The organism is Dorea sp. Marseille-P4042 (assembly GCF_900290215.1).
GTDB classification, from domain to species: Bacteria; Bacillota; Clostridia; order Lachnospirales; family Lachnospiraceae; genus Dorea; species Dorea formicigenerans.
The window spans coordinates 82,222-93,654 of sequence record NZ_OLMI01000003.1 but is presented as its reverse complement, the minus strand read 5'-3'; the positions used below and the strand labels follow the sequence as shown (position 1 = coordinate 93,654).

Annotated in this window: 11 protein-coding genes and 1 pseudogene; 11 read left to right on the top strand and 1 reads right to left on the bottom strand. The window is 39.9% G+C overall.

What is annotated here, in order from left to right; genetic code table 11:
- The first annotated feature begins 1 nt into the window (after position 1).
- Both thiD and cytX read left to right on the top strand, forming a co-directional pair.
- Positions 2-805, top strand: coding sequence for a bifunctional hydroxymethylpyrimidine kinase/phosphomethylpyrimidine kinase (gene thiD, locus C7E02_RS13850; protein WP_029731133.1), 804 nt, complete (start codon positions 2-4; stop codon positions 803-805).
- A 15-nt stretch (positions 806-820) separates the two neighbouring features.
- A complete protein-coding gene (gene cytX / locus C7E02_RS13845) occupies positions 821-1,996 on the top strand; it encodes a putative hydroxymethylpyrimidine transporter CytX (protein WP_105309889.1) in 1,176 nt (391 codons plus the stop codon).
- On the opposite strand, the gene C7E02_RS13840 is transcribed toward cytX, so the two are convergent.
- Positions 1,970-3,193, bottom strand: a complete 1,224-nt coding sequence (locus tag C7E02_RS13840; protein WP_105309888.1) for a 6-phosphofructokinase — start codon at positions 3,191-3,193, stop codon at positions 1,970-1,972. The two genes, cytX and C7E02_RS13840, sit on opposite strands and share 27 nt — an antisense overlap.
- Positions 3,194-3,418: 225 nt before the next feature.
- Here C7E02_RS13840 and C7E02_RS13835 point away from each other — a divergent pair, with 225 nt between their 5' ends.
- The 9 genes and pseudogenes from C7E02_RS13835 (at position 3,419) to C7E02_RS13795 (ending at position 11,385) form a co-directional block, all read left to right on the top strand.
- Positions 3,419-4,435 carry a glycosyltransferase family 2 protein gene (locus tag C7E02_RS13835; protein ID WP_005340026.1) on the top strand — a complete coding sequence of 339 codons (1,017 nt, stop codon included), beginning with the start codon at positions 3,419-3,421 and terminating at the stop codon, positions 4,433-4,435.
- Between the two features lie 142 nt (positions 4,436-4,577).
- Positions 4,578-5,186: a rubrerythrin gene (gene rbr, locus C7E02_RS13830; RefSeq protein ID WP_005340028.1), complete on the top strand. Its 609-nt coding sequence runs from the start codon at positions 4,578-4,580 to the stop codon at positions 5,184-5,186.
- A gap of 10 nt (positions 5,187-5,196) precedes the next feature.
- Positions 5,197-6,984: a S8 family peptidase gene (locus tag C7E02_RS13825; protein WP_005340029.1), complete on the top strand. Its 1,788-nt coding sequence runs from the start codon at positions 5,197-5,199 to the stop codon at positions 6,982-6,984.
- Positions 6,985-7,056: 72 nt separating this feature from the next.
- Complete coding sequence (locus tag C7E02_RS13820; protein ID WP_005340033.1) at positions 7,057-7,251, top strand: helix-turn-helix domain-containing protein; 195 nt, start codon at positions 7,057-7,059, stop codon at positions 7,249-7,251.
- Positions 7,241-8,101 carry a KilA-N domain-containing protein gene (locus C7E02_RS13815; protein WP_105309887.1) on the top strand — a complete coding sequence of 287 codons (861 nt, stop codon included), beginning with the start codon at positions 7,241-7,243 and terminating at the stop codon, positions 8,099-8,101. The genes C7E02_RS13820 and C7E02_RS13815 overlap by 11 nt, the downstream gene beginning before the upstream one ends.
- A gap of 239 nt (positions 8,102-8,340) precedes the next feature.
- Positions 8,341-8,505, top strand: a complete 165-nt coding sequence (locus C7E02_RS19235; protein ID WP_155961784.1) for a hypothetical protein — start codon at positions 8,341-8,343, stop codon at positions 8,503-8,505.
- A gap of 465 nt (positions 8,506-8,970) precedes the next feature.
- Positions 8,971-9,060, top strand: a pseudogene (locus C7E02_RS20700) (SEC-C metal-binding domain-containing protein); the annotation flags it as partial.
- 112 nt (positions 9,061-9,172) lie between these two features.
- Entirely contained in the window at positions 9,173-10,543 is a 1,371-nt protein-coding gene (locus C7E02_RS20295) for an SNF2 helicase-associated domain-containing protein (RefSeq protein WP_330406810.1), read from the top strand.
- Positions 10,540-11,385, top strand: a complete 846-nt coding sequence (locus tag C7E02_RS13795) for a DEAD/DEAH box helicase (RefSeq protein ID WP_105309886.1) — start codon at positions 10,540-10,542, stop codon at positions 11,383-11,385. Before C7E02_RS20295 ends, C7E02_RS13795 begins: the two co-directional genes overlap by 4 nt.
- Positions 11,386-11,433: the final 48 nt, after the last annotated feature.

Sequence of the window (11,433 nt, the reverse complement as noted above, 5' to 3'; positions counted from 1 at the left end):
AATGAAAACAGCAGTAACAATTGCCGGAAGTGATTCCAGTGGTGGAGCAGGGATTCAGGCAGACATTAAGACAATGATTGCAAATGGCGTTTATGCGATGAGTGCAATCACAGCGTTAACCGCACAGAATACGACAGGTGTGACGGGTATTATGGAAGTAACACCGGAATTTCTGGGTGAGGAATTAGATAACATTTTTACAGATATTTATCCGGACGCAGTGAAGATCGGAATGGTATCTTCCGGTGCGCTGATTGAGAAAATTGCAGATAAACTGAAAGAGTATCAAGCAAAAAATATCGTCGTTGACCCGGTTATGGTAGCGACAAGTGGAGCGAAGCTGATCAGTGAAGAGGCAATCGGAACTTTAAAGAAACGTCTTCTTCCAATTGCCAGTGTTCTGACACCGAATATTCCAGAAGCAGAAGTTCTGGCGGAAATGGAGATTCACTCAGCAGATGATATGATCGAGGCTGCAAAGAAAATTAGTGATACATACCACTGCGCAGTTCTCTGCAAGGGAGGACATAAGTTGAATGATGCAAATGACCTGCTTTATCGTGACGGTGATTATCGTTGGTTCAACGGAAAACGTATTGATAATCCGAATACACATGGAACCGGCTGCACACTTTCCAGTGCCATTGCATCGAACCTTGCAAAAGGATTTGATATGGACACATCCGTAGAGCGTGCAAAAGATTACATTTCCGGAGCACTGGCTGCGATGCTGGATCTCGGAAAAGGAAGCGGACCTATGGATCACGGATTTGCAATTACGGGAGAATATAAGAAAGAAGCATAAAGAGGGAAAGACATCATGGAAGAAAAAAGAACAGGTTTATTTGAAAATGGACTGATCTGGTTTGGAGCAGGCGTTTCTATTGCGGAGATTCTGACCGGAACTTATCTGGCACCACTTGGAATGGGGAAAGGACATCTTGCAATTATCGTAGGACATATCATCGGCTGCCTTATGTTATTCCTGGCAGGTGTAATCGGTGGTAAAGTCAGAAAAAGTGCAATGGAAACTGTAAAAATGAGTTTTGGACAGAAGGGAAGTATTCTGTTTGCAGTGTTAAATGTGCTGCAGCTTGTGGGCTGGACGGCGATTATGATTTATGATGGAGCACTGGCAGCAGATGGTGTCATGAATACCGGACGCTGGATCTGGTGCCTGGTCATCGGAGCGCTGATCATTCTGTGGATTGTTATTGGAATTACGAATCTTGGAAAAATAAACACGGTTGCTATGGCAGCATTATTTATCCTGACACTGATTCTTTGCAAAGTTATCTTCACAGGAAGCGGAGCTGGCGTACCATCGGATGACAGCATGACATTTGGCGCAGCAGTTGAACTTGCCGTTGCCATGCCATTATCCTGGCTTCCACTGATCAGTGATTATACAAGAGAAGCAAAAGAGCCGGTAAAAGCAACAGCAGTCAGCGCAATTACTTATGGTATTGTAAGCTGCTGGATGTATGTGATCGGAATGGGAGCAGCAATTATTACCGGAGAGTATGATATTGCACAGATCATGCTAAAAGCAGGTCTTGGAATCGCCGGACTTCTGATCATCGTATTTTCAACAGTTACAACAACATTTCTGGATGCATATTCCGCAGGAATTTCCAGTGAAACCGTTGTGAACAAATGGAATGGAAAACATGTGGCAATCGTGGTAACTGTGCTTGGAACGATTGCAGCAATTGTATACCCGATGGATAATATTACAGATTTTCTGTATCTCATCGGTTCCGTATTTGCACCGATGATTGCAATCCAGATTGCAGACTTCTTCCTGCTGAAACTGGATAAGAGTAATCAGGCAGTGCATGTACCGAATATGATTATCTGGGTGATAGGATTTATTGCGTATCGAATTCTGATGAATATCGATATGCCGGTAGGAAATACACTGCCTGATATGTTGATCACGATTATTCTGTGCCTCATTGTAGGGAAACTATTTTCGGTAAGCAAAAAGCGGTAAGCCGTTTTCTTCCGGTACCACCACTTTTCCTTGGATCAGTGGTCTTGCATACTGTATAAATGCTTCTGTGACATCACAGCCGTCTTCGGTGATCCAATCAGATGGTACGGCTTTTTCCATGTTACAGATTTCATTTACATCGGCAGTTTCGTAGGAGAGCTCGTAAGGAAGATCACCGTTTCGGATAAATGTGATCATCTTGCCTGTCTCTCCTTTTAATGCAGCCTGAACACCAACGATTCCGGCATTTTCAGATTCATTTAAATCTGTAGCTGACAGGTATTCGCTGGAGCAGCGCTGGCATACATTTAACTCAATGGAGCGGACTTTTACGCCGATTCGCTCTTTGACAAGATTTTCCAGATATTTTCCGGATCCGGTCAGCATTTTATGACCAAAGGTATCGGTTCCAATATCACCGGCAAGTTCGCAGACAAAGGTTCCATTTTTGTCATGAATTCCTTCAGAGATGCATACAACTAAGTTTGGGGTCGTTTCCAGCATTTCCTGTACTTTTTTAAGAAATGCTTCCTGGTCAAATGCAGTTTCCGGCAGATAAATAAGGCGTGGGTTATCACCATCATATTTGCGGGCAAGGGCACTGGCGGCAGTGAGCCAGCCGGAGTGACGCCCCATAATTTCTACAATAGTGACAGATTTTTTGTTGTCATAAACACTTGCATCAATAGCAACTTCGCGGACCATGGAAGCAACATATTTTGCAGCACTTCCAAATCCCGGAGTGTGATCTGTGTGGACCAGGTCATTATCTATGGTTTTCGGAACACCGATAAAGCGAATATCGCTGTTGATCTTTTTGGCATATCGGGATAATTTACTTACAGTATCCATGGAATCATTTCCCCCAATATAGAAGAAATAACCGATACCATGCGATGTAAACTTGTTGAATAACAATGGATAAACAGGATCATTTAAATCTTCGGGAAGCTTGTAACGGCATGATCCGAGGTAAGAGCCGGGTGTTGTGCGGAGTAAGGAGAGTTCGTTCGTTTCAATGAGCGAACGCATATCCATCATATGTCCGTTTAAAAATCCTTCAATTCCATTAATCATACCGTATATTTCGTCGATTTCCTCAGTGTGTCTCATGGCTTCAGTGACTACGCCATACAGACTTCCGTTAATGACCGCAGTCGGGCCGCCGGATTGTCCGACAATCAGATTCTTTTTCATATGTGTACCTTCCTTTTGTTGAAAAATTATCAATTTTATCTCTACTATATCGAATCATAGCATTTTTTACAAGAAGATTGCAAAAAGATATAAAAATTTTGGTTGGAAAAAGTGCACAGATGCTATATACTTAAAAAGATTCCTAAGGCTCTGCTTTGGGTAAGTAGTGACATAATAAGAAAGAAACTATAAATTCAAAAAGATGTGATATAAGGAGAAAGATGCATGAAATATATATCTTTTGCAATACCAAGTTACAATTCACAGGAATATATGTCTCACGCCATTGAGAGTATTCTTGTGGGCGGGGAAGATGTAGAGATTATAATTGTAAATGACGGATCTTCCGATGATACTTCTAAGATTGCACATGAGTATGAGGAAAAATATCCGACGATCATCAAGGCGGTGGATAAGGAGAATGGAGGTCACGGTGATGCTGTGAATTCAGGACTTACACATGCCACCGGAAAGTATTTTAAAGTTGTGGACAGTGATGACTGGGTAGATGCCGAGGCTCTTCGGAAGATTCTGGAATTTCTTAAGAAGCTGGAATCTGAAGATGAAGAGGTGGACATGCTCATTTCCAATTATGTTTATGAGAAAGTAGGGGCAACCCATAAGAAATGTATTCATTACCGTAATGTGCTTCCTCAGGATAAGATTTTCAAATGGGAAGAAATCGGACGGTTCCATCTGGATCAGTACATTCTGATGCATTCTGTTATTTATCGGACAGCGATGCTTAAGCTCAGCCAGTTAGAGCTTCCAAAACATACATTTTATGTAGATAATATTTATGTGTATTATCCGTTGCCATTTGTGCGAAAAGTGTATTACCTGGATGTGGATTTTTATCGTTATTATATTGGAAGAGAAGATCAGTCTGTCAATGAGAAAGTTATGATATCCAGACTGGATCAGCAGATTTTTGTTACAAAGGCAATGATTGATATGTACCAATTAAAAAATGTAAAATGCAAGAAACTGAGAAATTATATGATTAATTATCTCGCAATCATGATGACTGTTTCTTCCATTTTATGTATCCGATCTAAGAAAGCAGAAAACCTGGAGAAGAAAAAAGAACTGTGGATATATCTGAAACAGAAGGATTTCAAGACATTTATGAAGATCCGTTACGGAATACTTGGACAGACCATGAACATCCCGGGAAGACCCGGACGAAAGATATCCTCTCTTGCGTACAGTGTGGCAAGAAGAATTATAGGATTTAATTAGGAAAAAGTATGAGAATGACACAAAAACAAAACATATTAACAAAAACAGGTATTCTTGAAAGTGAACTGCAAAGAGAATAAGAGGGAATAATTGTACAGCCATGGAGCATACTACTTATAGAAGTAAGAAAGGAGTATGTACCATGGCTGTTGATTTTAGTAAAAGTAAGACAAGAGAAAATTTGATGCGGGCATTTGCAGGAGAGAGTCAGGCAAGGAATCGTTATACAATTGCGGCAAAGCAGGCGAGTCGTGATAATCTGTATTCCATTAGCCAGATTTTTTTATTCACTGCAGATCAGGAGCGGGCACACGCGGAAGTGTTTTATGAATTATTGAGAGGTCAGACAGAGCAGACGATTGAAATTTGTGGCGGGTATCCAGTAAATCTTGCAGAAAATGTGACAGATCTTCTGAAAAGTGCGGTGCATAATGAAATGCAGGAGTTTGAAGATGTTTATCCGGAATTTGCTAAAATTGCAAAAGAAGAAGGTTTTGATCAGGCATCAGGAGCATTTGACATGATCGCAAAGGTAGAAGCTGTGCATGGACGTCGCTTTGCATTGCTTGCAGAACTGCTTGGGAAAAATCAGTATTTTGAAAATCCAGATGGAGGGGAATGGATGTGTATGAATTGCGGACATATTCAAAAAGGGAAAATGGCACCGCCTGTATGTCCAAGTTGTCATTATGATCGAGGTTATTTTATTCCGGTAGAATTGGCACCATATTTGATGCCTGAGCTCATTTAAGGGAGTAGAAATGCAGAGTCAGAAATTAGAAAATCTCTTGAATCAGGCATTGAATGCCACGGAAAGTGAACGTGAACGATCTCAGGAATTGAATGTAGGATATAATCCTGTGGACCAGGTGTGGGAGTTGATTATCAAATATTCCGGTAATTTGGAGATAGTCCGACAGATTTCTGAGAGAGTTACAGAGCTGTTAAATGAATATGCTATTATTCATATACGTCAGTCACAGATACCGGATCTGGTGCAGATTGTAGAAGTAGAATATGTGGAAAAACCAAAACGATTATTTTTCCAGGTACGAAATGGGAAACGGGTGTCTTGTATCAATGAGGTACAGGACGCCCGTTTTTCGCTTACGGGACAGGGAGTGCTTGTGGCAGTCATAGATTCCGGGGTTGATTACACACTACCTGATTTTCGGAATGAAGACGGGACAACGAGAATCCGTTATCTGTGGGATCAGTCATTAAAGGCGGTGGAGGGGGAGCACGTGCCGAAAGGATATGGAATGGGAGTGGAGTATACAAAGGAAGAGATAGATGCTGCTTTTCCAGATTTTTATCATGTAATAACACCGAAAAATATAGTGACACAGGAAGCAATAACTATCCGTACGCGTGATATTTCAGGACACGGAACGGCGGTAGCCGCTATTGCGGCTGGAAATGGAAGAGGAAGCGGCGGTGTTTATGCAGGAGTTGCCCCTCAAAGCGAATTCATTGTAGTAAAACTTGGAAATCCTATGTCTGGGGGATTTCCAAGGACGACGGAGCTTATGCAGGGAATTGATTATGTTATACGCAAAGCACAAGAGCTGCGAATGCCGGTGGCTGTGAATATCAGCTTTGGCAATACATACGGAGCCAGAGACGGAACGTCATTATTAGAGCGATTTATTAATGACATTTCTAATATCTGGAAGAGTTGCATTTGTATCGGAACAGGAAATGAAGGGGCAACCGCAGGGCATACATCTGGGAGAGTATCAGAAAATGTCAGAGCAAATAGAGAACAGGAGATTGAGCTGGCAGTGCAGGAAAAACAGCCATCGTTAAATGTTCAGATTTGGAAAAGATATGTAGATCAGATAGATATTTCAATTGTATCGCCTACAGGTACACGTATCGGGCCAGTCAAGGAGCAGCTTGGAACACAGCGATTTACTGTCGATGCAACAGAAATACTTTTGTATTACGGGGAGCCAAGTCCATTTAGCACAAACCAGGAGATCTATCTGGATTTCCTCCCACGCGGGAGCTATATAAACAGCGGAGTGTGGACAATGGTTCTGACACCGAGAAAAATTGTGGATGGACATTATGAAATGTGGATCCCAGGCGAAGGAACATTGAATCCGGGAACCGGATTTCTCAGACCAGTAAGCAGCACGACACTTACAAATCCGGCAACTGCGATGCGGGCAATCACAGTAGGAGCATATGACAGCCTGACATTTTCCTATGCAGATTTTTCCGGGCGTGGACCACTGACCGGAGAAAGTGCAAGTGCAGTCAAACCAGATCTTGTGGCGCCGGGAGTAAATGTGAGCACGATATCTGTTGGAGGAAGCGTGATGCAATTCAGCGGAACGTCTTTTTCCACACCATTTGTGACGGGGAGTGCGGCACTTTTAATGGAGTGGGGAATTGTAAGAGGAAATGACAGCTATCTGTATGGGGAGAAGGTCAAGGCTTATCTGAGAAGAGGGGCGGAACCATTTCCGGGGATTGAAAAATATCCAAATGAAATGGTGGGATATGGGCGGCTCTGTCTTGCAGAGAGTATTCCGAAATGAAGATGATAGATGTTGTAATAAATGAAAAAATATGCTATAATACATACACAATGTGTAAATGGTGGGAGAAAAATGGAAATAAAAGAATTACGAGAAAGTACTGGAATGAACAGAAAGGAATTTTGTGAGTATTTCGGAATTCCTTACAGAACCGTAACAGAATGGGAAAGAGGAACAAGAAAAATGCCAGATTATGTTTTTAGATTATTAGCATATAGGATAAAAATGGGAAATTTTGCAGAAAAGGAAGAAGTGGATGAAGAATAGAATAATTAATGTACAAGATGTACCAATTTCAATTTCACAACAAGAACTGGATGATTATATTTGTATTACGGATATTGCAAAAGCTAAAACAGGAGAATCACGTAGCGCTGATGTTGTGAAAAACTGGCTACGAAATAGAAATACATTAGAATTTTTAGGAACGTGGGAAATGATTTATAGTCCTGATTTTAAAGTGGTCGAGTTCGACCACTTTAAATCTGAAGCGGGTTTACATACATTTGTATTAAGCGTTGCGGAATGGATTAATAAAACGAATGCTATAGGATTATATGTAAAGCGTGGAAAATATGGTGGCACATATGCACACAAAGATATTGCATTTGAATTTGCATCTGCAATCAGTCCGGTATTTAAACTATATCTGATAAAAGAATTTCAACGGTTAAAGGAAGAAGAAAACAATTCTGAACAAAAGGAATGGGATGCAAAACGGTTTTTAAGTAAAAATAATTATCTGATCCAGACGGATGCTGTAAAAAGATACTTGATTCCTCAAATGAATTACAGAGAAAACCTTCAATGGCTTGCATATGCGGAAGAAGCAGACATATTAAATGTAGCATTATTTGGATTTACGGCGAAAGCATGGAGAGAGGCAAATCCTGAACTTGCGAAGAAAAACAATGTCAGAGATTTTGCAACAATTAATGAATTAACAGTTCTATTCAATCTGGAATCACATAATGCACAGATGCTGCGTGAAGGAAAAGAAAAAGGAGAAAGATTCAAAATATTACAAGAGATTGCTGAATATCAGCTGAATGTCTTGAATGCAGCTGAAGAGATCAAAATGATGGAGAGTGATAAAGTAACTGCCAGAAGTATATAACATCCTCTATAGAGAAATATGCGGTTTTAAGCCATTTTCGTGGCAAAAAAGCCGCATATTTTTTTGCAGCAATGACTTGACATCCTCGGCGGCATTATGTACAGCACAAAGTATCCCTAAAATATGAAAAATGTGAAGTTTTTACAACTACTATCAGGGGGGAATGATATAATAAGTGTAGAGATTGTTAGTTGATGATATAGGAAGGAGGAATCAGGGATAAATTAGCGGATAATAGGATGATAAATAAAATCGAAAAATTACTTCAAGAGGCAAGAACACATGTTGCAGTTGAAGTGAATAATACTCTTCTAAGAACATACAAGGAAATTGGCAAATTGCTGGTTGAAGATATTGATTTGCATGAAAATGAAGAAAATTCAAGAATGCCTTGGCATTCTTGAATTCAATATACAAAAAGGATACAGCCTTTTCGTGTCTGTAGTTATGTTGAAAAATAAAGAATGTGAGGAAAAGAAAACTGGCAAACTTAAGATTAAAGAAACTGATATTGGAAGTTGTAGATAATCAGTTAAGAGAAAATGACCCGCCTGTGACGGGAGAATCTTACAACAGACTGATTGACGCAGGATATTCTGTGAGTGAAGCGAAAGAAAAAATAGGTGCGGTTGTAATAGAAGAAATTTATGATGTAATGAAAGAAAATCAGCCCTATGATGAAAAAAGATATGCGCAGGCGTTACGAAACATGGTGCAGCAGTGCATAGATTATGAAGATACACATGAAATTCTGACAGAATGGGACGAATGGGACAATTTAGTTCAGGAGGGCTATGAAGCTCAGTATGAACAGAATTATGAGAAAATGATTCCGTTATGGTGGAAAGCCTGGGGAATTTTTCAGAAATTCAATTGTAAAAGAGAAGAAAGTGTATCCAAACGATCTATGCCCTTGCGGAAGTGGGGAAAAACATAAAAAATGTTGTGGAAAAAACAGTAACGGAGATTTCAATATGCAAAGACAGTACATTTTTACAAAAAAACGGATTCTATCCGGAAAATACAGGAGAAGAAACAGAAGACGAGGAATCAGCAGAATTTTTATATGATATGGGAAATATAGAGAGTCCATCAAAACTTACAGTTTCAGGATATTTCCTTTATCTTGTATCTGATGCATTTTTCAAAGAATTGACCAGACTTCCGGAGCTGGAAATTGCAAGGGATAAGATAAAAGTAGCTCCGACACAGGAATGCATTGAACGGTTGCTTAATGCAACCCCATATGCAATCGGAACAGAATTTATTGATGAAAAGTGGATACGAAACAGATTTTCAGAATTGGAAACAATTTTTCAAGGTCAGATCAGAAACTATAAAGGTTCAGTGGCAATGTATCTGGCAGAGAGAAATCAAAGCCTGCATGTACCAGAGCGTATTTTCCTTCATCTTGTAGAAAGTAAAAATGATGATGCTCCATTTGCATTTATAGCAACCTATGCATCCAGGCAGTCAGATGGAAGCGTACAGCATATGCCGCTCCAATATGCGTTGACTGAATATAGAGACGACAGAGAAAAACTCCTTACTCTTTTATCGAGTTTAAATCGCGCGGCAGAAGTCTCTCCTTTGATCGCGGAATTAATGGAAAGTGGAGAAATGTTTCACACGCTGAAATTCACAGTGGATGATGCATATTCATTTTTAAAAGATATCGAGAAAATCGAAGAGACAGGAATTTTATGCAGAATACCTAATTGGTGGAGAAAGAAAAATTCCATGTTATCTGTCAATGTAAAACTGGGTGAAGAAAAACCATCCATGGTAGGCTTTGATGCACTTGTTTCTCTTCAGCCGTCATTAGAAGTAGATGGAGTCAGACTGACACAAAGTGAGATTGAGCAGTTGCTCAGACAGACGGAAGGACTGGCATTTTTAAAGGGAAAATGGATTGAAGTCAATCATGAAAAATTAAGAAAGCTTCTGGAAGAAATGGAGGATATTCCAGAGAGCTTATCTTTTAGAGATGCAGTTCAACTGGAAATGGGAAATGACAAAATCCTTCCAGATGTTGGAATTGTAGTTTCAAATGGAGCGTGGATGTCGAGAATGCTTCTTAATCTCAGGGAACCGAATCGAATTCGAAGTGTAGCTGTTCCGAAGACTTTGAAAGCAACACTCCGGCCATATCAAAAAAGCGGCTATAGCTGGTTGAACTATATGAATCGGCTAGGATTTGGAGCATGTCTCGCAGATGATATGGGACTTGGAAAGACAATTCAGGTTCTGACATATCTTGAAAAATTGAGAAAAACAGATAAAGAAGCAAAAGAGGAATTACCATTTTTAACAATTACAACATACGCAATGGCGGCAAAAATAGAACCATTGAAGGAAAAAGAATGGGATTGTCTGATTCTTGATGAGGCGCAGGCAATAAAAAATCCAACGACGAAGCAGACAAGAGAGATCAAAAAATGAAGAGTAAGATGCGGATTGCTATGACTGGTACACCGATTGAAAATGATCTTACGAACCTTTGGCCATTATTTGACTTCCTTAATCATGGTCTTTTAGGGGCTTCAAAAGAATTTCATGAGTTTTGCAAGGGATTAGAAGAGCATCCGGAAAAATATGCAAAATTGAAATCTATGATCAGTCCGTTTATGCTCAGACGAGTGAAGACTGACAAAAATATTATTTCTGATCTACCGGAAAAAGTGGAAATGTTAGATTATGCTGCCTTATCCAGAAAACAGACCGTATTGTATCGAAAAGCTGTATCGGATATGGAAAAACGTGTTCTTGAAGCAGAGGGGATTGAAAGAAGAGGAATTTATGAGAAACGTGAGCGAGTAATTGTGTTTACGCAGTTTAAGGAAATAACAGAATATCTTGCAGAATATCTGACGGGAATTTTTCATGCAAAAGGGTATGTGATCCATGGGGGTACACCTGTAAAACGCAGGACAGAAATAGTTGAAAAATTTCAAGGTGAAAGATATGTTCCGTTTATTGTGTTGTCTGTTAAGGCGGCAGGAACAGGACTGAATCTCACGAAAGCAAATCATGTGATACATTTTGACCGCTGGTGGAATCCGGCAGTTGAAAATCAGGCGACCGACCGTGCGTTCCGTATCGGACAGACAAAAGATGTAATGGTTCATAAGTTTGTAAGCAAAGGTACTATTGAAGAAAAAATAGATGCAATTATTAATTCAAAAAAGGAACTTGCTGAAAATGTTATAGGATCAGGTGGAGAAAAATGGATTACAGATCTTAATAATGAAGAGCTGTTCTCCTTGCTTCGGCTTGAAGAATAAAAAGAACAAAATATTGTATAAGCATATGAAACGAAAAAAGAGGGAAAA